Raw genomic sequence first — 23,758 nt, forward strand, 5'->3', positions numbered from 1 at the left:
TGATGGAGAGGTTGATAATGATGGTTCGAGAGATATTTGTGAAGGAACTGGTTGAACGCACGGCTGAATCAGGCTGTACGGTAATCGATGTGCGTTCTCCTGCGGAGTTTGCAGAGATGACCATTCCTGGGAGCATCAATATCCCGCTTTTCAATGATGAAGAGAGGGCCGAAGTGGGTACGATCTATAAGCAGGTCAGTGCGGACGCGGCCAAGGACAGAGGACTGGAGATCGTTTCTGCAAAACTTCCTGACTTTATTCGAGCGTTCCAAAAGCTTGAAGGGGATCTCGTTGTCTTCTGCTGGCGTGGAGGGATGCGGAGCAAGACCACTGCCACGGTCCTTGATTTGATGGGCGTGAAAGCAAAACGGTTACAGGGCGGGGTAAAAGCGTACCGCCGCTGGGTGATGGAGCAACTGGAGAATATCGACATTCTTCCTGAAGGTTATATTCTAAATGGAGGAACTGGTACAGGAAAAACCGCCATTCTCCACAAGCTACAGGAAAAAGGTGTTCCGATTCTGGATCTGGAGGGGTTGGCAATGCACCGCGGCTCCGTTTTCGGACAGATTGGCTTGGCGTCAATCAGCCAGAAAATGTTCGAGGCCAATCTCCTTCAAGTTGTCCTTAAGAATCAGCAAGCACCCTATCTGGTGGTAGAAGCCGAAAGCAAACGAATGGGAAAAATCCTGCTGCCCGAATTCATTACTAAGAAAAAACAGGAATCCACTCACATCTTTATCAGAATGCCCATGGAGGTCCGCGTGCAAAATATTATGACTGAATATAAACCATGGGACTATCACGATGAATGTGTACTGGCATTTCGCAGAATAAAAAAATACATCCACACCCCAATCGCAGCCGCTATTGAAACCCATCTGAAGCAGCGACAATATGAACCGGCCATCCACCTGCTATTGGAGCATTACTACGATCCAAGATACCTGCATAGTGCCAAAGACTGCAAAAGAATAGTGCTGGAAGCAAATAATGTAGAGGAAGCGGTGGAGGGAGTTTATGAACTTGTTTGTAGGGGCCTCACCCCGCTGAATAGGTGATATTTTCCCGAAAACGATACTAGTTTTGGAAGAAAAGCTGTGAGGAAAGGGAGCAGGATTGTGAAAATACTTAAAAGTAAAATGGATTTCATTATTGGAGAAAACGGAATCAGTTCTGTTGAACAGGTACATATCGGCGGAGTGAATCAATCGATCCTTATCCAAGCTGAAAACTCGAATAATCCTATTCTATTAATTATCCACGGAGGACCTTCCATGCCGCTGCCGGGAGTTTCCTCTCGAGGAAAAGACTATACAATCGTGACCAACACCAAAGAATTGGTCAAACACTTTGTCCTTGTTTTCTGGGATCAGAGAGGAACTGGTAAATCCTATCATCCCACCATTCCACAGGAGACCATGACGGTGGAGCAATTTGTCTCAGACGCAAAGGAGCTGACAGATTATCTAACCGAGCGCTTTCAGCAGGAAAAAATTTTCCTGGCAGCCCATTCCTGGGGTTCTGTTATTGGAATGAATCTCGTGGCAAGATATCCGGGAAAATTCTATTCCTATATAGGACTCTCTCAAATCATAAGCTGGACGGAAAATGATCGCCTGTCCTTAAAGTGGATGAAAGAGGAAGCAAAAAGGCGTAAAAAGCATAAAGCTCTGAAGGAACTCGAATCCGTCGGAGAGCCTCCATTTGTAGAAAGCTTTAAACAATGGGGCGTCCTAAGAAAATGGCAGCGAATTTTCAATACGCTCGTATACACGGACCCTTCCACCAAGCACCCAGGACTGATCGGTGTCTCAAAAGACATGGTATTTTCGGAAGACTACAGCATAAAAGATATAGTTCATAGCTTTTATCATGGATTTAAGCTGGTCTACTCCCAAACTTTCATAGAAGAGCTTGCTGATTTTAATTTTATGGAATCTGTCCAGGAACTCCAGATTCCCATTACCTTTATCCACGGTTCCAAGGATTTTCACGTGCATGGCAGTCTAGTAGAAGAGTTTTATAACAGAGTAGACGCAACCCACGGGAAAAAGTTAGTCTGGGTAGAAAAATCGGCTCATATCTTCCATCCGGAGGATACACAATTAATTGAACAGTATTTATTGGAGCAGCTCCGATATCTTCCGTGACATTGGTCCGTTTATCAGGGGTTTTACGCTTTAACACTTTAACAAAGTGAGGGTCAGGCCCCTGTAGTTTGAAAAAAAAGAATTCCATTGCGAATTCATTTCTCTTATTTATGCGGTTGTAAACTATGTTCTCTCAGAATAGACGTGACAATATGAATCGAATCCCATTCCCCGCGAGAAAATTTGACGATTGGAAATGTCTTCGGAAATAGCTTGCGCCGAATTTCTTCCGTTGAATATCCTTCTTTGTGCATGGACAATACTTCCGATTGAACCGAAAGCAAATAGTCGCGTTTTCTTTCAAGCGCTTTGCGGCCATCTTCCAAATACCCTGCATGACTACAAAAAACTTCAAGAAAATCATAGGATAATACACCTTCCAAGGAGCGGATGATTTCAGGGGTGCTTTCATCTGCCAATGCCAGCTTGGTGCGCGCACTTACAAACAAATCGCCGGTGAACAACTGTCCTGTTTCCCTGTTAAGAAAGGCTTTGTGATCAAAGGCATGACCGGGGGTTTCGATGGCATCCCAAGTGGCATTTCTGGATTGGAAGGTGTTTGAGAGCGGTTTGGCTTGAAACGGCCGGCGTCTTCCCCAGAACAGCTTTCGATAGAGCGGATAATCTGCCCGCCGAGTGCAGGAAGCGATGGATGTTTCATTAAGATAAATCGGCACATTCTTCGTTTTTTGGACATATGCGGCACAGCCAGTATGGTCTTCATGATAATGACTGAGCATGACCTGATCAAAATCCGCTTCATCAAGGAAGGGTTCAAAAAATTTATGTAGCGATTGTGCTCCGGTATCGATTAACATGCCATCAATCAAATAGCTGTAAACATTTAACGAAACACCTTTCAAGGAAATTTCTCCATTTAGATAGGATACACCATTAATCTCACCCTTGGATGCTTTCTTCTTAAACAACAAATCTACCATCTCCCCGTTAATTCCAATGTATACCAAAATTATAGCAAAAATGGTTGTTGGATTGTTAATTTTTGAAAGGTGAACCTGTCATACATAGAGAATTATCGTCCTGAGATGTTGCTTGACAATTTCCCCTCTTTCTCCTCCATCCTTTACGTTATAATGAAAGAATACGCTTACTTAAGGGACTGAACAAACATGACCTACATTCATAAACTAAAACACTTTATTGGTGGAAGGATACTCAAAACAGGTATTGCGGTGTTCATTACCGCGTTGATCTGCGAGGCTTTGGCATGGCCTGCCATGTTTGCTGTCATTGCGGCGATTGTTACCATTGAGCCGACCGCTGCCAATTCGATAAAAAAAGCGTTTGTCCGGTTTCCGGCCTCGGGCATCGGCGCTGGATATGCCATTTTGTTTTACATGGGTTTTGGTGATAATCCTGTGACGTACACGCTGGTGGCACTTGCGACCATCATCACCTGTCATAAGCTGCACCTGGACGATGGAATCCTTGTTGCCACCTTGACTGGTGTAGCGATGATCACGACCGTTCATGATCATTATCTTTCTTCCTTCCTTGTCAGGTTGGGTACGACTATCACTGGTCTATCCGTATCCACGCTTGTAAATCTGCTGGTGTTAAAGCCGAATTATACTCCAGCCATCTCCGAAAAAGTCAGGGGGCTGTTAAAGGAAACAGGGCAACTGATAGAAAGAAGCGGTGGGGCGCTGATAAAGGGGAAAATGCTCGCCAATCCCAGGCAGACCAGATTGGCCTTTCATAAGGTAGTGAGAGAGGTGGAGCGTGTCGAGGATCTTTGCCGCTATCAGAAAGAGGAATGGAAATACCATCGTTACAAAAGAAAAGACATGCGGCATTTCTATTATGAAAATAGAAAACTGAAAATCTTGACACAGCTGACTTATCACGTCGGGAATTTGATTTTCATTCCAAGTCACAAACGGATAGCTGATCAGGACAAATCGGTTCTCATACTCTCAACCACAAGGACCATAAGTGGTGTACTACAGAATGATCGATATGAAATGACGGAAGAGCACCATCAATGGATGGACAGGCTATTTGACCAGCTCGCTGAAAGAATACCTTCTTCGACCGAAACCGATTATCATATATTATCAACGGACACCGTTATTTTTTATGAATTGATAGCAATCAATGATTTATTGGAGGAACTGGCTAAAATTGAGCACCATGCGTGGAAGCATCGTCTGGCTATAGCGAAACACCGTGCAATATTAAAATCCGCAAGACATTAAACATGCAATACGCTACAATATAAACAATAAAGTATATAATTCACCCAATTACATATTAACATTTAGGTGCCTTTTCGGAGGTTAAAAGGGAAGCTGGTGCAAAACCAGCACGGACCCCGCCACTGTAAACGTTGAACCGTGTTAGCTTTTATCCACTGTGCTTTTCATGCATGGGAAGGATTAACGCTGTGATGAGACGTAAGTCAGGAAACCTGCCTATTTGTTTTTAAGAATTCTACGAGGAAAGAATGCTTAAAGTGACATTAATATCTCTCTGCTTTCATAGATACGTATTGTGAAAAGTGGACATGCGATTCATAATGCGCTTTAGCGTCTTTCCTTATATAGGAGAGGCGTTTTTTTATTCTCTTAATCTGTTACATCACTTTTTTACAGGAGGTTCATTATGGGCAAAGAAAAGCAAAGAGGGTTGACACTTATTTTTACAGGTGATGGGAAAGGAAAAACAACCTCTGCGTTGGGACTGACTCTTCGTGCAGTGGGGAGAGGGATGAAAGTTAAAATTTTTCAGTTTATCAAGTCACCGGAGCGTTCATATGGAGAACAAATAGCGTTAGAAAAACTTGGAGTTGAGATGGTTCAGCTTGGGGCAGGTTTTACTTGGACGAAAACACCGGAGGACCATCGCGAGGCATTAAGAAAGGGTTGGCCATTGGCAAAGGAAGCTGTGCTGAGTGGGGAATTCGATGTAGTGGTTTTAGATGAACTGAACAATGCATTGGCAATCGACCGATTTCCGATAGAGGATGTTCTTCCATTAGCAGATGTCATGGATGTGATAAAAAATAAACCAGGACACGTGCACCTGGTCATCACTGGCAGAGACGCAAAGGATGAAATAAAAGAAATGGCAGATCTAGTATCCATCATTGAACCGGAAAAGCATTATTACAACGATGGCGTGGCAGCTGTAAAAGGAATCGAGTTTTAATTCTGTCAGGGTGGGGGTAGGATTGATGGATAGAAGGATTGTCATTGCAGGAACAAGTAGTGGTGTAGGAAAAACGACGGTCACGATAGGACTGATGGCGGCTCTCCAAAAAAGGGGTATGACGGTTCAGGGATTTAAATGTGGACCGGATTATATTGACACCTCCTATCATACAGCAGTGACGGGACGGCGCTCTCGGAATCTCGATAGCTGGATGCTTGATGAAGCAATCGTTAAGGAGATTGTCCAAATAGGGAGTGAAGGTGCTGACATCTCGGTAATGGAAGGAGTCATGGGCTTTTATGATGGCAAAAATCCAAAGACCAATGAAGGCAGTACAGCAGAAATCAGTATCATCACAGATAGCCGAGTACTGTTGGTTGTGGACTGCTCGAGCATGGCCAGAAGTGCCGCAGCAATCGTAAAGGGTTTTCAATCTTTATCTCCAGAGGTGAATATTGTCGGCGTGGTCGCGAACAAAGTTGGCGGGAAAGGGCATTTTCAGCTGATAAAAGAGGCGGTGGAACAGGAATGCCATATTCCCGTGATCGGCTATTTGAATAGAGAAATGGACATATCCATGCCAGAGCGTCATTTAGGATTGATCCCGACCATAGAACGCGGCGATTTGGACGCGTTGTTTGAAAGGCTGGGTGAGCTCGTTGAAGAAACAATAGATATCGATCTGCTTTACCAGTTGGCAAAGACCACAACCTTGAAGGTAGAGGAATCAGGGATTTTTACCCAAAGACCACCAAAGGGCGTGAAAATCGCAGTTGCATACGACCGGGCTTTCAATTTTTACTATCAGGAAAACTTGGAGCTCCTGCAGGCTTATGGAGCAGAGCTAGTCTATTTTTCCCCTTTAAAAGGAGAAGCTCTGCCTGTAGGAGTACAGGGCCTCTACTTGGGTGGCGGTTTTCCAGAGGAGTATGTCGATATATTAGCGAGCCAGATCAGGGTAAAGGAATCGATTCGGAATGCCGTTCTTGAAGGCATCCCAACCTTTGCGGAATGTGGAGGTTTCATGTACCTCTGTGATGCATTAATAACGGTGGATGGAAGGAAGCAACCGATGGCAGGAATCATTGCCGGAGAGGTGACCATGCAGAAGAAGTTGGCAGCGATCGGCTATCGGGAGGTTTGTGCAGAGCATGAAAACAGCCTGATGACCAAAGGGGATAAGGCTAAGGGGCATGAGTTTCATTATTCCACCTTTCTGCCAGGAGAAGACCACCAATTTGCCTATGAAACAAAAGGGACAAGAGGAAAGCAGAAGGATGGATACGTGAGTGGTAATTTAGTAGCAGGTTATACCCACATCCATTTTGCCTCCAACCCAAAGCTTGTAGAGAATTGGATCAACCGATGTCTGGAGTGGAAAGCAAATGGATAAAGCGAGGCCCATCATGATTCAAGGCACTCATTCTGATGCAGGGAAAAGTGCGATTGTCACAGCCTTATGCCGGATATTTGCACAGGATGGCTTTAAAACAGCCCCGTTCAAATCACAGAATATGGCCCTTAATTCGTATATCACCATCGATGGTAAGGAGATTGGACGAGCGCAAGGTGTTCAGGCGGAAGCGGCAGGCATTATCGCAACCACCGATATGAACCCGATACTAATCAAGCCTACAGGAAACTATGAGTCCCAAATCGTGGTGCATGGTGTCCCTTATCAAAATATGAAGGCAGGAGAGTATCGACAGGACTTTTTCCAGCAGGGATTAAAGCTGATTCAGGATTCCTATGAAAAATTGGCGCAAGGCTATGAATGTGTAGTGATAGAAGGAGCGGGAAGTCCGGCTGAAATCAATTTGAATGACAGGGAACTTGTCAACATGCGTGTGGCGCGTCTGGCAAATGCACCAGTCATTTTGGTTGGTGATATTGAAAAGGGTGGGGTATTTGCCAGTTTGGTAGGAACGCTGCAGCTCTTGGAACCGGAAGACAGAAAGAGAGTAATCGGGGTGGTCATCAATAAATTCCGCGGAGATGTATCCCTGTTGGAACCAGGTTTGAAATGGTTTGAGGAGTATACAGATGTACCCGTCCTTGGGGTCATCCCTTTTATTAATCATTTGACAATAGAGGCAGAGGATTCGGTAGTTTTAGACAATTATTCAACCAAAATAGATACGTCCAAGGATTTGGATATTGCCGTTATTCGCTACCCTCTGATTTCAAATTTTACAGATGTCGATCCTTTCTTTGAGGAGCCTGATTGCCACGTGCGATTTGTTAGCCGGGCAGAAGAATTAGGGACACCGGATTTAATCATTTTACCCGGAAGTAAAAATACTGTGGAGGACGCATTATTTTTACATGACAGCGGTTTGGCTAATCGGATTCTGGCATTATCGGAAAAAAAGACGATGATAGTCGGGATTTGTGGCGGTTTTCAAATGCTGGGGAAAGAAATCGAGGATGTGCTGGGAGTTGAATCTCCTATTAAGCAGGCTCCGGGATTAGAGCTGATTCCCATGAATACCTCCATCACACCGAACAAAACAACCATCCGCTCCGAAGGGGTCATTACGATTCAAGGGAGAACGATTCCTGTTTCCGGCTATGAAATACATATGGGGGATTCCCATTTTGAATCAGGGTGCGATCATTTGATTGAACTGAGCGACAGGGCAGAGGGAGTATGGAGTGAGGATCGGCTGATCATGGGGACTTATTTTCACGGGATTTTCCATAACGACGAGTTCAGGGAGTTCCTGCTTAATGAACTGAGAGATAACAAAGGATTGGATCCTATCCATGTCAGGGTCTCCTTTGCCAAAAAAAGAGAAGAATCCTTTGACCGATTGGCGGATGTAGTGAGGGAACATATTCAATTGGATGTAATCTATCAAAAAATGAAGGAATTTCAGAGAGGTGTCTGCCATGTTAAAGATATGTGAGAAAATACAACCAGTTGATAAAAGTATCGGGAATGAGGTGCGTGCTTATTTGGACACCTTAACAAAGCCGATTGGAAGCTTAGGAAGAGTGGAGGAATTAGCGATTCAGCTTGGGGAAATCACATCCAACCATTTTCCGTCTGTATCTCCCCCTGGGTTGATTGTGTTTGCTGCCGATCACGGGGTGGCAGGTGAGGGAGTTTCTGCGTACCCCCAAGAAGTTACCGTCCAGATGGTACATAATTTCCTGAACGGTGGAGCTGCGATTAATGTGTTGGCAAAACAGATCGATGCCAAGCTGGATATTGTCGATATTGGTGTAGCAAGTGAGATAGAAAGGGATGGGCTCATCTCAAGAAAAGTCCGTTATGGTACAGGGAACTTTTTAAAGGAAGATGCCATGAGTCGGGATGAAGCGCTGGAAGCCATCCGAGTGGGAATGGACGCAGCGAATGATATGATTCAACGGGGAGCGAAATGTCTATTACTCGGGGAAATGGGAATAGGCAATACAACGAGCAGCAGTGCAATCCTATCTGTGCTTCTAATGGAAAATAATTTAGAGAGAATAGTAGGTACAGGTACAGGCATATCAGAAATTAAGATCAAACATAAGCAGCAGGTGATCAAACAGGCCGTTGAAAATCGACAACCAGACCCTGGGGATCCATTGGATATATTAGCGAAGCTTGGTGGACTCGAAATAGCGGGCATGATAGGCGCTATTTTTGGTGCGGCTGAAAAGAGAATTCCGATTTTAATAGATGGATTCATTAGTACAGTAGCTGCAATATTAGCGGTGGAAATGTGCCAGCCTATCAAGGGATATTTGATAATCGGTCATCAATCAAAGGAAATTGGGCATAGGCTTGCCTTGGAGCTCCTGGAAAAGAAGCCGCTGCTTGATTTGGAATTGAGGCTCGGGGAGGGATCGGGTGCTGCCCTTGCATATCCTATTGTGAAGGCTTCTGCCAGGATCCTGAAGGATATGGCGACTTTTGCCTCTGCGGGAGTATCGGAATCGACCAACTCAAAATAGGGAAAATTTAAATTTACAAGAGTATGAAGTTAACTTATAATGACTTTTAGAATAAAAAAACGAATATTAAGACAAATAGGTTCCTTAAATGTTCATGACAATGAAGTTTAAGGTGAAAAGGGAAGTTGGTGCAAGTCCAACACGGTCCCGCCACTGTAAGCGCTGAGGAAGGCTAACGTATCTCCACTTTGCATGATGATGCATGGGAAGGAGTAGCCGACTGATGAAGTGCAAGTCAGGAGACCTGCCTATGTTGTTATTAAACACCTTCGAGGAAAGGGATGTTTAAAGTGCGTGGTTATCCAGAGACCATTCCTATTTTGCCAGTCTGATAGACTAAGTAATAATAGGTGCATTTTTACGTTCAACGCTTTCCTTTCGGATAGCGTTTTTTTATTTGCAAAATAGCGGAAAAAGGGGAAGAGAAAACATGAAGCAATTATGGAAAAAGTGGAGCATGATCACGCTGCTAGTAACGATGGCGATTTTAGCGGGATGTGGTATGAATGGGTCTGAAACAAACAAGCAGTCAAGTGGCGAAGTAAATGAAACTGCTGTGAATGAAGAGCAGGGAACAGAAGGGAAGCAATTTCCTGTCACTATCAAAGATGAAACCGGAGAGGAAATTGTCATCGAAGAAGAACCGGAATCTATTATTTCCCTACAGGCCAGCAGTACTGAAATCTCTTATGCATTAGGATTAGGCGATAAAATGGTGGGGGTTTCCGACTATTGCAACTATCCTCCGGAAGCGCTTGAGGTAGAAAAGGTGGGGGCGCAGGATATGAATGTTGAGCTTATCCTTACCCTTCTACCGGATATTGCCCTTGTGACGGACTATCATCTGGAAACACATGCTGATATTTTGTCCCAGTTTGAAGAAGCGGGAATAACGGTCATTGTAATTGGCAGTGAAACCTCTTTTGACGATGTGTACGAAACAATCGATCTAATCGGTAGTGCAACAGGTAAGAAGGCGGAGGCGGAAGAGCTGGTTTCCGATATGAAAGAACGTCTTGAAGCAGTGAAGGAAAAGGCGAAAGCTGTAACGGATAAAAAGAAAGTGTGGGTCGAGGTATCACCGGCTCCGGATATTTTTACCACGGGACAAGGAACCTTTATGCACGAAATGCTGGAATCCATCCAAGCTGAAAATGCAGCTGGAGATCAAGAAGGCTGGGTCAAGATGACCGAAGAAGAAATCGTTCAATTAAATCCTGATGTGATTGTCACCACGTACGGATACTATGTGGAGAGTCCAAGGGAAGCGGTGATGGCACGTGATGGCTGGGCCGAGGTGCCTGCAATAAAATCGGGAGAAGTACATGATGTGGATAGCGATACGGTAACGAGACCTGGTCCTCGTTTAATTGAAGGGGTGGAAACACTTGCAAAAATCGTTTATCCGGAAATATTTAACTAATAAGCTCGTTTGGCTCTATATAGGATGTGGAGGGTTTGTACTTGGTACAGCCCTCCTTGGTCTATTAAGCAGCAGTGTAACCATTCCTATCACAACCGTCCTCCATATTGTCCTGGAAAATGCTTTTGGGCTGGGGTGGCTAGAGGAAGTACCGAAAAATGAAGAAATGATCATTTGGAATATCCGCTTTCCCAGGGTCCTTCTTGCCCTTTTTGTGGGAGCTTCATTGGCGTTGGCAGGAGCAGCGTTTCAAGGGCTGTTACGCAATCCATTGGCAGACCCCTATACGATTGGTGTTTCTTCTGGCGCAGCATTGGGAGCGGTTGCTGTTCTATTCTTTCAGGTTACGATTATTGGTTTAGGGAGCTTTACCCTACCGATTGTCGCTATAATCAGTGGACTGCTTTCCCTCTTGCTTGTCTTTGGATTGGTTCGCTTAAGTAATAGAGGATTGGCAATAGAAACGATCATTTTAGCAGGAATCATCATCAGTGCCTTTATCGGCTCCATCATCTCCTTGATCATCTCCTTGGGGGATCGGGATTCCATGACACAGATCATCTATTGGCTTTATGGAAGTGTCGGAATGAGAGGCTGGAGTCATGTACAGTTAATCGTACCTTTTATGGTCCTTGGTACCTTAATCCTCTTCATTCATTATCGTGAATTGAATGCCATGGCTTTGGGGGAGGAGGCAGCCGATCATATCGGTGTCGATGTGAGACGGGGGAAAATTTTCATTTTAGTGGGTGCTTCCCTTTTAACAGGGGCGGCAGTCGCCGTTTCGGGATCCATCGGATTTGTTGGTTTGGTCATCCCTCATCTTATTAGACTTATAACAGGTCCCAATCACCGGCATGTCCTTCCTTTATCCATGCTTGTTGGTGGAGGCTTCCTCGTTTTGGCGGATCTGGGAGCAAGAACCATTATAGCACCGAAGGAATTGCCGATAGGGGTCATTACGGCATTGATTGGCGCGCCGGTTTTTGCTGCATTACTAGTCCGCGAAAGAGTAGGAAGGGGGAAGTCAATTGATTAAGGTCAGAAATCTAACAGGTGGCTATTCAGCTATCCCCATCATTAAAGGGCTTGATCTCAACATTCAAAAGGGAGAGTTTTTCGCGCTGTTAGGGCCGAACGGAAGTGGGAAGACGACCCTGTTTAAACTCATTACAGGCCAGCTTCCCATTCAGCAAGGGGAAATTCTTATCGACGAAAAACCCATTACTGCCTTTTCCAAACTGGAAAAAGCGAAAAAAGTGGCCGTACTGACTCAGGAGGTTCAGGTGTCTTTTGATTATACGGTGGAGGAAATCGTTAGTCTTGGCCGCTATCCACATCAAACAGGGATTTTTAAAAGCCTATCCAAAGAAGATAAGAATGCCATGGAATATGTGATGAGAAAAACCAGGATAACCAAGTTTCGCAACACACAATTCCGCAAGCTTAGCGGAGGGGAAAAGCAGCGGGTACTATTGGCAAAAGCATTGGTTCAGGAGCCGGAAATTCTCTTGTTGGATGAACCTACGAACCATCTGGACATCAAGCACACCTTTCAAATGCTGGATCTTATTAAGGAATGGCAGCAAGAAAAAGGACTGACCGTGTTTTCTATTCTGCATGATCTGAATATTGCTTCCCTTTATGCCGATCGCCTTGCCTTGCTTTATGAGGGTTCGTTTCTTGAAGTGGGGGACACCGACACATTGCGCAAGGAAGATCAACTGAAAAAAGTGTATGAAGTAGAGATTCAAACGCAATCACACCCAATCGTACCGAAGCCACAGCTCCTTATGACACCAAGATTTGAGCAGCCAGATCATTCCTATAGCCTTCGCGAAGCCTACCAAATGGAACAGACGTCCGATTATATTCATGTTCAATTCAATCATCCTTTGCGTTGTATCTCCAATGGTGTGGTGGGGGATGGTATTCAATGGCTGAAGCATTTCTGCAACTTTCATGTTTCAAAAAACTATAATTGCTCCAACCCGAAAAAAGATTTACAAGACTGGATGGAAAAATATCATATCCCCCCTGAACAGGCGGTAGGATTGATGACGGCTGTACAGCTGGAGGATGTCACGATTGTGATGGAGAAAATAGCCGGTATCGAATTTATGGCAGTCGTTACTGCCGGGGTAGGAAATGCGGTAGATATCTCGAAAGGGCATCCAGCCAATTTACCGCTTCAGATCGGGACCATCAATATGATGATATTTATCGATGCCCATTTTACGGACGGAGCACTCGTTAATGGACTTATGTCTGCCACGGAAGCGAAAGTGAAGGCGCTGCAGGATCTGGAAATTATGGACCCGGAAACAAAAACGCTTGCAACCGGGACTTCTACCGATGCGATGGTTCTAGCTGTCACGCAGCAAGGGGTACAGACTCCTTATGCAGGCTCGGGAACGGTTTTCGGAAAGGGAATTGGCCATGTTGTCTATCAGGCTACAACGCAAGCGATACGGAAATATTTGAAAAGGGTCCAGGGATGATGGAAGAACCGTTCTACATAGCGTGTTTGATACTGATAGGAGCGATTTTACTGGACTTATGGATTGGTGACCCAAGGTGGCTGCCGCACCCTGTCATTCAGATGGGAAAGCTAATTACACTATTGGAGAGAAAATGGAACCTTGGTACAAACAGAAGGCTAAAAGGAGTGCTTCTTACATGGACTGTCGTTGTTACCGTTTATGTTGTGACCTTTTTTTTCGTTAGTATCTCTTATCACATTTATTATGCGGCGGGTGTAGTGATGGAGATCTGCTTGATATCGACAACGATCGCGATAAAAGGACTATCTTCTGCCGGGAAAAGTGTAAAAGAGCCCTTGGCTGAAGGAGATTTAGTGAGGGCGAGGAAAAGCCTCAGCATGATTGTCGGGAGGGATACCGAGCATCTGGAAGAAAGCGAGATTGTGAGGGGAGCGGTGGAAACTGTTTCCGAGAATACTGTCGATGGGATAACAGCGCCATTGTTCTGGGCATTGATTGGCGGTGCTCCATTAGCGATGGCGTACCGGGCGATAAATACGCTCGATTCCATGGTTGGCTATAAAAATGAACAGTACATCCAGTTTGGCTGGGCATCTGCGAGATTGGATGATATCTTCAATTGGCTTCCGGCCAGATTGACTGCTTTGACTATGTGGTTTTCTTCATTTTTTTTGCGGGGCTCAAGGCATATGGAAGCACTGAAAACTACATGGAGAGATGCCAAAAAGCACCCAAGTCCGAACAGCGGTTGGTCTGAGGCAATGGTAGCTGGATTGATGGGCGTTCAATTGGGCGGAGTCAATTACTATAATGGCAGGATTTCAAAACGGGCGACAATGGGTAATTCCACCAGAAAATTATTGGTCTCAGATATTGATAAAGCCATCCGCTATATGCATGGAGGCTGGCTTGGGTTTTTAGGGCTTCTACTAATAGCACTTTATATTGGACAGTTCATGTAATGGAGGGGGAACATCGATGAAATGGCCAGAGCACGGCGGACAACCAGCAACAATGAAACAGCTTTTTCAACTAGATAAGGAGAAAACCATCCTTGATTTCAGCGCGAACTTAAATCCCTTAGGGCCTCCAGCGTGGCTTAAAGAGGAGCTGTATAACCAGTATGAGAGTCTTACTCATTACCCAGATCCAAGCTATTCTCATAGCACTGCCAGCCTCGCAGAGCATGAAGGGGTGGATGAGGGTGAGGTATTACTGACCAATGGTGGAGCAGAAGCCATATTTTTGGCGGCGAAATATTTTGAAGGAAAGAAGGCTTTGATTTTGCAGCCCACGTTTGTGGAATATGAGCGTGCGTGTAAACATTATCATATCGAAACAGAGGATATTGGGTTAATGCCTCAGGATGGTTTTGCTGTGCCTTTAGATTTTGTTTTGGAAAAGCTCACCGAAAAAGACGTCCTGTTCCTTTGCCGCCCCAATAACCCGACAGGAACGGTGGTTCCGGAAAAGGAGATACGAGCGTTATTGGACAAAGGATTAAAAACGAATACATATATAGTGGTGGATGAGGCTTTCGTGGACTTTGTTCCGGACCTTTCGCTGTCTTCCTTGGTAGCTTTGTATCCGAATTTACTACTATTGCGCTCTTTAACAAAAATGTATACCATCCCCGGGGTACGCCTGGGATACATGTTGGGAAACAGTAGATTGATAAAAAGATTGAAAGCGGAACAGATACCATGGAGTATCAATGCATGGGCGGACGCTATTGTGCCAAAGCTGCTGGAGGATAAAGGATTTGTAGACTGGACGAAAATATGGCTAATGGAGCAATCCCGGACTGTACGATCCTCATTAGCTTCATTGGGATTCTATGTTTCCCCATCTCAAGCAAACTTTTACCTCCTGCAAGATAGCCAGCATCCCCAACAGACAGACGATTTATTCCGATTTTTATTTCACCATGGTGTACTGGCAAGACATACCCATAACTTTAAAGGGCTGGACGGGGGTTATCTCCGGCTTGCAATACGGTCTGAAGAGGAAAACGCCAAGTTAATTTCTGCTCTTCAAAAGTGGAGGATGGATAGATGATTATATTTATTTCCGGAGGGGCACGTTCAGGAAAAAGCACGTATGCAGAAAGGATGGCCAGCTCTATTTATTCCAATACAAAAAATGCACGGTTAGTCTATATTGCCACAGCTAAACGAAGTGATAAAGAAATGGAGCAGCGTATTAAGATTCATCGGCAGGAAAGAGCGAATGACTGGCAGGTAGAGGAAGAACCTTATGAACTATCGCGAACTCTTGAAAACTTCCAGTCTGGTGATGTAATTTTAATCGATTGCCTGACAATTTGGTTAAGCAACATGATGTTTGATAGAACATATTCCTATTCCGATCTAGCGGAAGAGGTTTCAAAATGGTGCAGCTTCGCTAAAGAAAAACAGCTTCAGCTTATCATAGTGTCCAATGATTTGAATGAGGGCTGCCCTTCTCCTTATGAATTAGTAAACGAATATATGTATAGCTTGGAACGTCTCCATCAAATGGTTGTTCAAGAAGCACAATATGCGATCCAGATAATTGCTGGAATTCCGTCCTACTGGAAGGGGGAGAAGGATGAAGAATAGCCTATATGGTTTATTATTGGCACTTCAATTTTTAACGCGACTACCTGTTCCTGTTTCTTGTCCATGGACCAAACAAACGAGCAGATGGGCAATCAGGGCATACCCGCTAGTCGGAATGGTTTTAGGGACCGTAATCGTCCTTGTTTTCAAAATGGTGGAAGGTCATATGCCCCTATTCTTTTTATCCCTACTGGTCCTCACACTTTGGGTTTGGCTAACAGGAGGACTGCACTTGGACGGGTGGATGGACGTGGCAGATGCGGTTGGATCGAACGCCCCCATCGAAAAGAAATGGGAAATCATGAAGGATCCTCATGTAGGCAGCTTCGGAATCATAGCGCTCCTCTTTTTAATGGTGTGGAAGATCATGTTTATTTACATGATTCTGGAGGATCCCCGTCAATTAATCTTTTCATTTCTGTTGATATTGGCCTTATCCAGGTTTGGTGCAGTAGTTCTCATGTACACGCTGCCTCCTGCCAAGAAAAGCGGCCTTGCATGGGAATGGAGACGGAATATAAATGGGTGGGATGTGGTTTGGTCAGCGATTCCTGTTGCGGCAGCTTTTCTTTTTCTGCATGAGTTTCTCTTTTTACTGCCGAGTTATCTTTTATTTATAGTGGTGTTTGGGTGGTGGGTAAAAAAAGCATTTAAAGGGATCAATGGTGATTTACTTGGAACCGCCATTGAAGGAGGAGAATTATGGGGACTTGCGATCACATGGATCTATTTCTCGTTCGCCATGGGATAACGGATTGGAACAGGGAGAAAAGGTACCTAGGGCATACGGATAGGGGAGTTTTGACAGATGAGCTCTATAGGTTGTACACGTTGAGGAAGGAACTGATGGACCACTCATTCGACTATGTATTTACAAGTGACCTGCTGCGTTGCCGGGAAACTGTATCCTATTTGGGTTATGGTGCGATGGCATGCACAGATAGGAGATTGAGAGAGCTGAATTTCGGTGAGTGGGAAGGAAAAACTTATGATGAGCTAAAGGATAACGATCATTACAGAAAATGGCTAACAGATTGGGAAAGTGAATGTCCTCCGAATGGTGAATCTGGAAGTGGTTTTGCAGCGAGAGTGGACGACTTTATCGATGAACAATTTCTACATATTTCAGAAAAACCATCAGTACGGATCCTCTTGCTCACACATGGTGGAGTAATTCGTTATCTTCTTGCTAGATTTAAAGCGACTGACAACTTTTGGGAGGGGTCCATCCAGCATGGACAGAGTGTTCGAATCTCTTTGACAAGAAAGGAGGGGGATTGGACATGCAACTCGTTATCGGAGGTGCCTTTGCCGGGAAAAGGAATATAGTGAGGGAAAAGGATAAAGAATTCAGTTGGGTTTCTTCCTACTACAATGACCTCTTATCAGACTGGGATAAAAAATGGCGAGGTGGAACCACGCTGGTTTTGGAGGGCTGGGAGAGATGGATAGAAGATCAGATGAAAAAAGAAGCGGGGGACGCTGTCATACGAGCAGAGTTCAGCAAATTTTTTCAGAGTTTCCTGGAAGAAGAACGCGTAAGGAATGATGGAATTGTATTGATTATGCTGGAGGTCGGGAGAGGAATTGTCCCCATTGATAAAGAGGAAAGAAGATTCAGGGACCTGGCGGGCTGGATCTTACAGGATGCAGTAAAACTGGCAGAAGAGGTGCAATATGTATGGCATGGGATAGCTAAAAGGCTGAAGTAGGAATGATGGTTCTCTTTTTCATTGAATTTTCCTATGGGTTATAATGGAACGAAAACTCCCTCCAGGAGGACATCATGATCAAAAAAGACTACGATAAACTACTTCACATACATACTTCTGAAGAACAAAAGGGCTTTCTTAAATCCTACCATTACCACCGCTATGAGCCTACTCCATATGAGGCCCTTGACGAGCTGTTTGAACAATGTCAACTGGATAACGGGGACCGTGTTGTAGACTATGGGTGTGGCAAAGGGCGGTTGAATTTCTACCTACATTACCGTTTTGGCGCAAGTGTCACAGGGGTTGAAATGAACGAAGACTTTTATCGAGAAGCTATTGAGAATCGCAAGCGATACTTGAGGAAGCACAGAATCGGGGATAGCGAAATCAGGTTCCTTTGCTGTCTGGCCGAGGAATACGAGGTGCATCCTACAGATAACCGCTTTTATTTCTTCAACCCTTTTACCGTGCAGATCTTCAGGAAGGTTGTGGATCATATCCTGTCATCGGTCGAGCGGCACTACCGAAACATTGAACTTATTTTCTATTACCCATCGGAGGATTACGTGTATTATCTGGAGAATCATCCATTGTTCGAATGGAAGCAGGAAATCCGGTTGAAGGGGTATGAACAGAATGTGAATGAACGGTTTTTGATTTATGGGTTGGCATTTTAAAAAAGGTTGAGAAACTGATTGGATTCAGTTTCTCAACCTTTTTATTTTTCTGACTATAGCTTGATTAGTTTGTTAATTCTGTTCAGTTCCATGTCCTGTTTTGCTTGTTTTTGCACTAGATAATCAATATGAATCTTGAATGAGTTTACTATATCAGTTTGGGCATCCAACTTTTTTTCGAGGCGTGTAAGGGAATGAGTATGATCATCTAATTTGTTGGAGTGCTCACTTAATATTAGAGAATGGCTATCTAATATTTGCGAGTGTTTGTTTAAGGTTTTGGAGTGCTCATATAGAATGTTGGTGTGTTCGTCGACAATAGTACGAATTTCTTTCATTTCCTGCCTTTGTTCTTTCACCTCTCGAAAAATGGCGTGTAAGAGTTCATGATCAGTCATGGTTTTCCTCCTAGGGGATATTTGGTGTGGTAAAACTGAAGAGATGTTCTATAGGGGAGGGAGAAGGATAATACAACCTCATTCTAACAGATAGCCTTCTTTAATTAAAGGGAAATAGAGTGGTTTATATTGTAAAAAAGAATGCCCATTCAGGCATTCTTTTGAGGTAATAGTTCTTGTAGTTTTTGTATCAGTATCCTTTCATTTTCAGCGCTCAGCCAATCACCCTCGAGTATGACAAACCGGCAATTCCCGCTATTAAGATAGCTGTATATAATCTGCGCCTTGTCGATCTCGAACTTAGTAACTTCTTGAAATGGTTCATCTTTGGAAGTGGACGAGAGATGAACTTTTATTTTTTCCTTTAAACTTTCCAGACCATCCTCGAAAGCGAATTTTTTCGAATAAATCACTTCTGTCCTCTGTATGATTAATATTTTTCCCGTTTCCTCATCGATCTTTTCCACAATCGCAACTTTATGGTTCGCTTCGGTAAAATGGATCACTTCCTCCTTATAGGAGAGGGTGTTCAGGATGTTCAGGTAATTGCGGTATCTTGAAGCCTCTTCGAACTCCAGCTTTTCAGCGGCTGATTCCATCCTGTTTTTCACAAGCTCCATTAACCTGGTGTCCTGATGTTCCAGGTGGGAAATAAGCAAATCCAACATCCGATCGTAATCTTCTAAAGCAGCCCCACCGAGACAGAGCCCGTTGCAAAATCCAAGCGAATAGTTCAAGCAGCGGGACTTTTTATTGTTGGGGTGGCTGCACTGGAATTGGAAGGTGTCATTGAATCCTTCAATGGCACGGACCACGGTCTTTCTGCTAGTATATGGGCCGAAACAGTGGAAACGTTCGTTGCTCATAGGTTGGGTCGTTATTTTCAGGCTACGGAACTCCCTGTTTTTCGGGATCGCAAGGTAGATGAAGCTTTGTGGGCTTTTCATTTTCCGATTATAGTGCGGCTTGTATTCCTGAATCAGCTTCCACTCGAGCAAAAAAGCCTCGAACTCCGTGTCCGTCTCGATATGGTCGAGGTCGCTAACGTGGGTCACGAGCCGCTTGATTTTGGGAGTATGGACGGTCGAAGCGCGGAAATAGGATTGTACCCGCTTTTTCAGCTCTTTCGATTTTCCGACATAGAGAATGGTACCGTACGGATCCTTCATCAGATAGACGCCTGGGGAGGAGGGAAGGAACTTTATTTTCTGTTGTAGGTTCATGTTCAGTCCCTCCTTAAAAGATTTAACGTATAGCAGGTATCTTTATTTTTACAGTGAACTCCTCGTCCCGGTAAACGAAGTCAAGAAAGCCTTGTTGTACTTCGACTATATCCTTGACCATTTTGGTGCCAAGCCCTTCGTGTCCTTCGCCTTTTGTCGTATGGCCGTAGGAGTGGTAGAGCTCGTCCAGGACGGGTGTAGGTATTGGAAGGCTGTTGTTTTTACAAACAAGCAGATAGAGCCCGCTTCTTTTGTAAAATTGCAGGGTCAATACGGCTTGCTTCTTGTGATGCTTCTGCCACTCCTCACAGGCATCGATGCTGTTGGAGAGCAGATTGCCGATAAGGGTTACCATGTTGGAATCGGAAACGGGCAGAGTCGAGAGCGGAAGATCCAGGTCGTAGACGATGGAAATGCCGCTATGTTGTGCCCGACGATACATCTGATGCAGGACACCTGCCACCACGCCACGTTCCCCTTTTATCGAAAGGTTTGTCTCTTCATAGCCATCCACGAGATTGTCCAAATAGTGCTTGGCCTCTTTATCCTTGCCGTTTTCGAGCATAAAATGAACCGCCGATACGTGCTTTAAAAATTCGTGACGCTCCCCGCGGACAACGCGGAAGGTTTCGTTGAGATGCTTGCGCTGCTCTTCATATTCAAGCAAGCTGCGGGTCAAGTCAGAAATCTTCCGGGCCCCATTCATGCGGATTGCCTCCAGACCAACAAAAATGAGGAAGGGGGCAAAAGTGGCCCAGGATAGCTCGACCGTAAAATAAAGGCTCACCAGCAAGAGCTGCATGGCAAGCAGTATCAAGTTCCAACGAGTTCCGATACTCGAGATTTCCAGGAGTCTTCTTTTATATATATAATACACCACCCCGATGACAGGTAAACTCACAAGATAGATAGGCATATTCCAAGTAGGATTGTGCAAAAGAAATTCCAGGTGAATGCTTCCAAACGCTGCCAGGAGGACCCAATATAGAAGTGAAGCTTTCACGGTGATCCCTCCCAATCAAAAATAATGCTGCTGCAGAAACTCTACTTTATCCTTCGTGATCATCGCCTGCTCTTCCATCCCTTCAAAACTCACGATATAGGAATTCTTCGCATAGAGGGAAAAGTTTTTGACATGGTGGATGTTGATGATGAAGGAACGGTGGGAGCGGAGGAAATCGCGCTCTCTCAGTTCTCCTTCGAGTTCGTTCAAGGTCTGGTAGGTTTTGACCGGACCTGTTTTCGTGTAGATGGTCGTGGAGCGTCCTGAACGCTCGATAAACACGATGTCCTTCTTTTGGATAATATGTATGTCGTTCTTTTGCTTAATATAGAGTCTTCCGGCAATTTCCGCGGATTTGGACTTTTCGAGAAGCCGTTCGATGGACTTGATCAGGCGGTCCTTCGGATAGGGCTTCATGATGTAGTCATGCACGTTTAGTTCAAAGGCATGGACAGCATAGCCACTGCTTCCAGTCACGAAAATGACGGAAATGTTCAGGGCATGGGAGTGGATGATGTCCGCCAGCTCATACCCCGAAAGGTTCGGCATCTCAATGTCCGCGATCAACAGGTCGACGGATTCCTTTTTAATGTGCTCATAGGCCTCTTCTGCGGACTGTGTGGAAAAGACGATCTCAATATGTGGGATCCCCGCCACAATGCCATTCAGTTTATCCAAATCTATGTATCTGTCATCGACAAGCCCGACCCTCATTGCAATTTCCCTCTCCTGTTGTTTTCCATTTTTATCTTTATATTACCATGTAAAAGGGAGTAATGGACATTTTCACGACATTAAACGGAATATTCACGACATAACTGGAGATTCCGAGATTCATTTATTTTAAGATGAAGACAAGAAATAAATGAGGGGCTGAGAGCATGATTGAAATAAATGAAGTGACGAAAAAATTTCAGGATAAAAAAGTGTTTGTAACGGCATTGAAGCATGTTTCCTTTTCGGTGGAAAAAGGGCAGATTGTCGGGCTGCTTGGTGAAAACGGAGCTGGAAAAACGACTCTACTAAGAACGATTGCCACATTGTTGACTCCGACTGAAGGAAGCGTAAGCGTCGGTGGATATGACACCGTGAAAAATCCGGATGCGATCAAAAGGAAAATTGGTGTACTTTTCGGCGGGGAAACAGGGCTATATGACCGCTTGACCGCTCGTGAAAACCTCGAATATTTTGCAACGTTATACGGACTGAGCAAACACGAAACGAAGGTGCGCATCGATGATCTGGCAAAAATGTTCGGCATGAAGGATTACCTGAACCGCAAAGTGGGCGGCTTCTCCAAAGGGATGCGCCAAAAAGTCGCCATCGCAAGAACGCTCATCCATAACCCGGAGATCATTCTGTTCGATGAGCCGACAACAGGTCTTGATATTACATCTTCAAACGTATTCCGCCAGCTTGTCCATCAGTTGAAGCGCGAAGGAAAGACAATCATTTTCTCCAGCCATATCATGGAGGAAGTGTCTATGCTGTGTGACACAGTTGCGATGATGCACAAGGGCGAGCTCGTCCATCACGGAAATCTCGAGCAACTCTATAAATCAGAGGGCAGTCGCGATCTTAACTATATCTTTATGAGCAAACTGGTAAGGGGGAACGATTATTATGCTTCGTAAAATCTATCTGAAAGAAATGAAAGACTCCTTCCGCGACAGACGGACCCTGCTCTTGACCGTGTTATTGCCGATTGTGATGATGACAGGACTGGTACTTTTTTATGAAAGCATGGTATCGGATGGGGAAGGCGAAACCTATAGGCTTGCTGTCGATAATAGTTTCTCCACAGAAGAAGAGAGCATTTTTGCTGCCTATGAAAATATTGAATTTGTGCAGTCTGATGACCCGGAAGCAGTGGTTCAAGAGGGAGATGCGCAGGCGGCCCTTATCTTGAATGATGGATTTATGGAAAGTGTGGCAGTTGGGGAGGCTGCATCCGTTACAGTGATTGGCGATTCCTTCAGCCAGAACTCGTCCAATCTTTTAAACATGGTAACAAGCGCATTGGCAGTCTATGAAAAAACTGTTATCACAGAACGTCTCGAGGCACAAGGAACTTCACAGGAGATTGTTCAACCGTTTACGTTAGAGCAAAAAGAAATCTCGGAAGATAACCCGGGAATCAATCTTGTCGCGATGTTAATTCCATTAATCCTGGCATTAGCGATCGGGATTGGCGCAGGGCCATCAGCATCCGACCTGTTCGCAGGGGAAAAGGAAAAGAAAACAATGGAAGCCCTACTGATGACACCGGTAAACCGTATGACCCTGCTTGTTGCAAAGTGGTTGACGATTGTCTCCATCGGGTCACTTACAGGAATCATCACCCTGATAGTGGTCGCGCTCGAAATCAACTTCCTGACTGAGAACCTGAAAAGCGCTGTTTCTCTAGGGGATAATGTGTACCATGTAGTGGGATTTGCAATACTAGTATCCATTATTTATGCCATGTTTGTTGCAACGCTTCTCATGGTCACAAGCATCATCGGCAAAACGGTAAAAGAATCACAAAGCTACAGCACGCCAATCATGATGGTCGCCATGTTCCCATTGATGATCATCTCCGGAATCGGCATCAACGAGCTGGCATTCCACCACTTCGCCATTCCGATCATGAATGTATTCACCATCCTGAAGGAACTGAGCTTCGGCATCATTAATTACGAGCATCTCGCGGTCATGATCGGCAGCAACCTCCTATGCGTCCTGGTTGCATTTGTGGTGGCAAGAATCATGTTTTTGAAGGATAAATGGGTGATGAATTAAATGGTAGGTGCCTGACCCTCAGCGCTTTAAAGCGTTGAGGGTCAGGCACCTTTTCTTTCGTTAAGAAATCGTGCCGTCATCCGGGCAAAACAGTAGAAGAGACGGTACGAAAGCATGATTGAATCCATTTAAATTAAAATCTCACTTCAAATACAACAG

At 44.7% G+C, this 23,758-nt stretch carries 24 protein-coding genes and 2 riboswitches; of the genes, 19 read left to right on the top strand and 5 right to left on the bottom strand.

What is annotated here, in order from left to right; all coding sequences use genetic code 11:
* Window positions 1-17 precede the first annotated feature (17 nt).
* Both mnmH and ACQCT5_RS01300 read left to right on the top strand, forming a co-directional pair.
* Window positions 18-1,061, top strand: a complete 1,044-nt coding sequence (gene mnmH, locus ACQCT5_RS01295; protein ID WP_499638153.1) for a tRNA 2-selenouridine(34) synthase MnmH — start codon at window positions 18-20, stop codon at window positions 1,059-1,061.
* A 60-nt stretch (window positions 1,062-1,121) separates the two neighbouring features.
* Complete coding sequence (locus ACQCT5_RS01300; protein WP_499638156.1) at window positions 1,122-2,153, top strand: alpha/beta fold hydrolase; 1,032 nt, start codon at window positions 1,122-1,124, stop codon at window positions 2,151-2,153.
* A gap of 104 nt (window positions 2,154-2,257) precedes the next feature.
* On the opposite strand, the gene ACQCT5_RS01305 is transcribed toward ACQCT5_RS01300, so the two are convergent.
* Window positions 2,258-3,085, bottom strand: a complete 828-nt coding sequence (locus ACQCT5_RS01305; protein WP_499638159.1) for an MBL fold metallo-hydrolase — start codon at window positions 3,083-3,085, stop codon at window positions 2,258-2,260.
* 198 nt (window positions 3,086-3,283) lie between these two features.
* Here ACQCT5_RS01305 and ACQCT5_RS01310 point away from each other — a divergent pair, with 198 nt between their 5' ends.
* The 15 genes from ACQCT5_RS01310 (at window position 3,284) to ACQCT5_RS01380 (ending at window position 18,194) form a co-directional block, all read left to right on the top strand.
* The gene (locus ACQCT5_RS01310; RefSeq protein ID WP_499638162.1) at window positions 3,284-4,372 is read left to right on the top strand and encodes an aromatic acid exporter family protein; all 1,089 of its coding nucleotides are present in this window, start codon (window positions 3,284-3,286) and stop codon (window positions 4,370-4,372) included.
* A 47-nt stretch (window positions 4,373-4,419) separates the two neighbouring features.
* A riboswitch (cobalamin riboswitch) is annotated at window positions 4,420-4,606 on the top strand.
* A gap of 172 nt (window positions 4,607-4,778) precedes the next feature.
* Window positions 4,779-5,324, top strand: coding sequence for a cob(I)yrinic acid a,c-diamide adenosyltransferase (locus tag ACQCT5_RS01315; protein ID WP_499638165.1), 546 nt, complete (start codon window positions 4,779-4,781; stop codon window positions 5,322-5,324).
* Window positions 5,325-5,346: 22 nt separating this feature from the next.
* Window positions 5,347-6,720, top strand: coding sequence for a cobyrinic acid a,c-diamide synthase CobB (locus tag ACQCT5_RS01320; protein WP_499638168.1), 1,374 nt, complete (start codon window positions 5,347-5,349; stop codon window positions 6,718-6,720).
* Window positions 6,713-8,236: a cobyric acid synthase gene (locus ACQCT5_RS01325; protein ID WP_499638171.1), complete on the top strand. Its 1,524-nt coding sequence runs from the start codon at window positions 6,713-6,715 to the stop codon at window positions 8,234-8,236. The genes ACQCT5_RS01320 and ACQCT5_RS01325 overlap by 8 nt, the downstream gene beginning before the upstream one ends.
* A complete protein-coding gene (gene cobT / locus ACQCT5_RS01330; protein WP_499638174.1) occupies window positions 8,220-9,275 on the top strand; it encodes a nicotinate-nucleotide--dimethylbenzimidazole phosphoribosyltransferase in 1,056 nt (351 codons plus the stop codon). Before ACQCT5_RS01325 ends, cobT begins: the two co-directional genes overlap by 17 nt.
* A gap of 60 nt (window positions 9,276-9,335) precedes the next feature.
* Window positions 9,336-9,541: riboswitch (cobalamin riboswitch) on the top strand.
* Window positions 9,542-9,705: 164 nt separating this feature from the next.
* On the top strand, window positions 9,706-10,698 hold the full coding sequence (locus ACQCT5_RS01335; protein ID WP_499638177.1) for an ABC transporter substrate-binding protein: 993 nt from the start codon (window positions 9,706-9,708) through the stop codon (window positions 10,696-10,698).
* The gene (locus ACQCT5_RS01340; protein WP_499638180.1) at window positions 10,664-11,737 is read left to right on the top strand and encodes a FecCD family ABC transporter permease; all 1,074 of its coding nucleotides are present in this window, start codon (window positions 10,664-10,666) and stop codon (window positions 11,735-11,737) included. The genes ACQCT5_RS01335 and ACQCT5_RS01340 overlap by 35 nt, the downstream gene beginning before the upstream one ends.
* Window positions 11,730-13,199, top strand: a complete 1,470-nt coding sequence (locus ACQCT5_RS01345; RefSeq protein WP_499638183.1) for an adenosylcobinamide amidohydrolase — start codon at window positions 11,730-11,732, stop codon at window positions 13,197-13,199. Before ACQCT5_RS01340 ends, ACQCT5_RS01345 begins: the two co-directional genes overlap by 8 nt.
* Window positions 13,196-14,164 (top strand): adenosylcobinamide-phosphate synthase CbiB, encoded by a 969-nt coding sequence (gene cbiB, locus ACQCT5_RS01350; RefSeq protein ID WP_499638186.1) that lies wholly within the window; start codon window positions 13,196-13,198, stop codon window positions 14,162-14,164. Before ACQCT5_RS01345 ends, cbiB begins: the two co-directional genes overlap by 4 nt.
* A gap of 16 nt (window positions 14,165-14,180) precedes the next feature.
* The gene (cobD, locus tag ACQCT5_RS01355) at window positions 14,181-15,260 is read left to right on the top strand and encodes a threonine-phosphate decarboxylase CobD (protein WP_499638189.1); all 1,080 of its coding nucleotides are present in this window, start codon (window positions 14,181-14,183) and stop codon (window positions 15,258-15,260) included.
* On the top strand, window positions 15,257-15,802 hold the full coding sequence (locus tag ACQCT5_RS01360) for a bifunctional adenosylcobinamide kinase/adenosylcobinamide-phosphate guanylyltransferase (RefSeq protein ID WP_499638192.1): 546 nt from the start codon (window positions 15,257-15,259) through the stop codon (window positions 15,800-15,802). The genes cobD and ACQCT5_RS01360 overlap by 4 nt, the downstream gene beginning before the upstream one ends.
* Window positions 15,792-16,553 (top strand): adenosylcobinamide-GDP ribazoletransferase, encoded by a 762-nt coding sequence (gene cobS, locus ACQCT5_RS01365; RefSeq protein WP_499638195.1) that lies wholly within the window; start codon window positions 15,792-15,794, stop codon window positions 16,551-16,553. The genes ACQCT5_RS01360 and cobS overlap by 11 nt, the downstream gene beginning before the upstream one ends.
* Window positions 16,505-17,131 (top strand): histidine phosphatase family protein, encoded by a 627-nt coding sequence (locus tag ACQCT5_RS01370; RefSeq protein WP_499638198.1) that lies wholly within the window; start codon window positions 16,505-16,507, stop codon window positions 17,129-17,131. Before cobS ends, ACQCT5_RS01370 begins: the two co-directional genes overlap by 49 nt.
* Window positions 17,086-17,514, top strand: coding sequence for a bifunctional adenosylcobinamide kinase/adenosylcobinamide-phosphate guanylyltransferase (locus ACQCT5_RS01375; RefSeq protein ID WP_499638201.1), 429 nt, complete (start codon window positions 17,086-17,088; stop codon window positions 17,512-17,514). Before ACQCT5_RS01370 ends, ACQCT5_RS01375 begins: the two co-directional genes overlap by 46 nt.
* Window positions 17,515-17,588: 74 nt before the next feature.
* Window positions 17,589-18,194 carry an SAM-dependent methyltransferase gene (locus ACQCT5_RS01380; RefSeq protein WP_499638204.1) on the top strand — a complete coding sequence of 202 codons (606 nt, stop codon included), beginning with the start codon at window positions 17,589-17,591 and terminating at the stop codon, window positions 18,192-18,194.
* A 53-nt stretch (window positions 18,195-18,247) separates the two neighbouring features.
* Here the strand turns inward: ACQCT5_RS01380 and ACQCT5_RS01385 are convergent, their stop codons facing one another.
* The 4 genes from ACQCT5_RS01385 to ACQCT5_RS01400 form a co-directional block, all read right to left on the bottom strand.
* Window positions 18,248-18,592 (bottom strand): hypothetical protein, encoded by a 345-nt coding sequence (locus ACQCT5_RS01385; RefSeq protein WP_499638207.1) that lies wholly within the window; start codon window positions 18,590-18,592, stop codon window positions 18,248-18,250.
* 149 nt (window positions 18,593-18,741) lie between these two features.
* Window positions 18,742-19,815, bottom strand: a complete 1,074-nt coding sequence (locus ACQCT5_RS01390) for a GIY-YIG nuclease family protein (protein WP_499638210.1) — start codon at window positions 19,813-19,815, stop codon at window positions 18,742-18,744.
* Window positions 19,816-19,837: 22 nt separating this feature from the next.
* The gene (locus ACQCT5_RS01395; protein WP_499638213.1) at window positions 19,838-20,818 is read right to left on the bottom strand and encodes a sensor histidine kinase; all 981 of its coding nucleotides are present in this window, start codon (window positions 20,816-20,818) and stop codon (window positions 19,838-19,840) included.
* 15 nt (window positions 20,819-20,833) lie between these two features.
* Complete coding sequence (locus tag ACQCT5_RS01400; RefSeq protein WP_499638216.1) at window positions 20,834-21,532, bottom strand: LytR/AlgR family response regulator transcription factor; 699 nt, start codon at window positions 21,530-21,532, stop codon at window positions 20,834-20,836.
* 167 nt (window positions 21,533-21,699) lie between these two features.
* On the opposite strand from ACQCT5_RS01400, the gene ACQCT5_RS01405 reads away from it, so the two are divergent.
* Window positions 21,700-22,452, top strand: a complete 753-nt coding sequence (locus ACQCT5_RS01405; protein ID WP_499638219.1) for an ABC transporter ATP-binding protein — start codon at window positions 21,700-21,702, stop codon at window positions 22,450-22,452.
* The gene (locus ACQCT5_RS01410) at window positions 22,442-23,599 is read left to right on the top strand and encodes an ABC transporter permease (protein WP_499638223.1); all 1,158 of its coding nucleotides are present in this window, start codon (window positions 22,442-22,444) and stop codon (window positions 23,597-23,599) included. Before ACQCT5_RS01405 ends, ACQCT5_RS01410 begins: the two co-directional genes overlap by 11 nt.
* Window positions 23,600-23,758 lie beyond the last annotated feature (159 nt).

Origin of the sequence: Sutcliffiella halmapala (assembly GCF_050107295.1) — a bacterium.
Classification (GTDB): Bacteria; Bacillota; Bacilli; order Bacillales; family Bacillaceae_I; genus Sutcliffiella_A; species Sutcliffiella_A halmapala_A.

What these genes read in the sequence shown, in the direction of transcription:
- ACQCT5_RS01370 (WP_499638198.1), top strand. Translation starts at nt 16,505, where the DNA reads ATGGGGACTTGCGATCACATGGATCTATTTCTCGTTCGCCATGGGATA.
- ACQCT5_RS01310 (WP_499638162.1), top strand. Translation starts at nt 3,284, where the DNA reads ATGACCTACATTCATAAACTAAAACACTTTATTGGTGGAAGGATACTC.
- cobS (WP_499638195.1), top strand. Translation starts at nt 15,792, where the DNA reads ATGAAGAATAGCCTATATGGTTTATTATTGGCACTTCAATTTTTAACG.
- ACQCT5_RS01360 (WP_499638192.1), top strand. Translation starts at nt 15,257, where the DNA reads ATGATTATATTTATTTCCGGAGGGGCACGTTCAGGAAAAAGCACGTAT.
- ACQCT5_RS01385 (WP_499638207.1), bottom strand. Translation starts at nt 18,592, where the DNA reads ATGACTGATCATGAACTCTTACACGCCATTTTTCGAGAGGTGAAAGAA.
- ACQCT5_RS01410 (WP_499638223.1), top strand. Translation starts at nt 22,442, where the DNA reads ATGCTTCGTAAAATCTATCTGAAAGAAATGAAAGACTCCTTCCGCGAC.
- ACQCT5_RS01335 (WP_499638177.1), top strand. Translation starts at nt 9,706, where the DNA reads ATGAAGCAATTATGGAAAAAGTGGAGCATGATCACGCTGCTAGTAACG.
- cobD (WP_499638189.1), top strand. Translation starts at nt 14,181, where the DNA reads ATGAAATGGCCAGAGCACGGCGGACAACCAGCAACAATGAAACAGCTT.
- mnmH (WP_499638153.1), top strand. Translation starts at nt 18, where the DNA reads ATGATGGTTCGAGAGATATTTGTGAAGGAACTGGTTGAACGCACGGCT.
- ACQCT5_RS01375 (WP_499638201.1), top strand. Translation starts at nt 17,086, where the DNA reads ATGCAACTCGTTATCGGAGGTGCCTTTGCCGGGAAAAGGAATATAGTG.
- ACQCT5_RS01400 (WP_499638216.1), bottom strand. Translation starts at nt 21,532, where the DNA reads ATGAGGGTCGGGCTTGTCGATGACAGATACATAGATTTGGATAAACTG.
- cbiB (WP_499638186.1), top strand. Translation starts at nt 13,196, where the DNA reads ATGATGGAAGAACCGTTCTACATAGCGTGTTTGATACTGATAGGAGCG.
- ACQCT5_RS01315 (WP_499638165.1), top strand. Translation starts at nt 4,779, where the DNA reads ATGGGCAAAGAAAAGCAAAGAGGGTTGACACTTATTTTTACAGGTGAT.
- ACQCT5_RS01390 (WP_499638210.1), bottom strand. Translation starts at nt 19,815, where the DNA reads ATGAACCTACAACAGAAAATAAAGTTCCTTCCCTCCTCCCCAGGCGTC.
- ACQCT5_RS01325 (WP_499638171.1), top strand. Translation starts at nt 6,713, where the DNA reads ATGGATAAAGCGAGGCCCATCATGATTCAAGGCACTCATTCTGATGCA.
- cobT (WP_499638174.1), top strand. Translation starts at nt 8,220, where the DNA reads ATGTTAAAGATATGTGAGAAAATACAACCAGTTGATAAAAGTATCGGG.
- ACQCT5_RS01405 (WP_499638219.1), top strand. Translation starts at nt 21,700, where the DNA reads ATGATTGAAATAAATGAAGTGACGAAAAAATTTCAGGATAAAAAAGTG.
- ACQCT5_RS01380 (WP_499638204.1), top strand. Translation starts at nt 17,589, where the DNA reads ATGATCAAAAAAGACTACGATAAACTACTTCACATACATACTTCTGAA.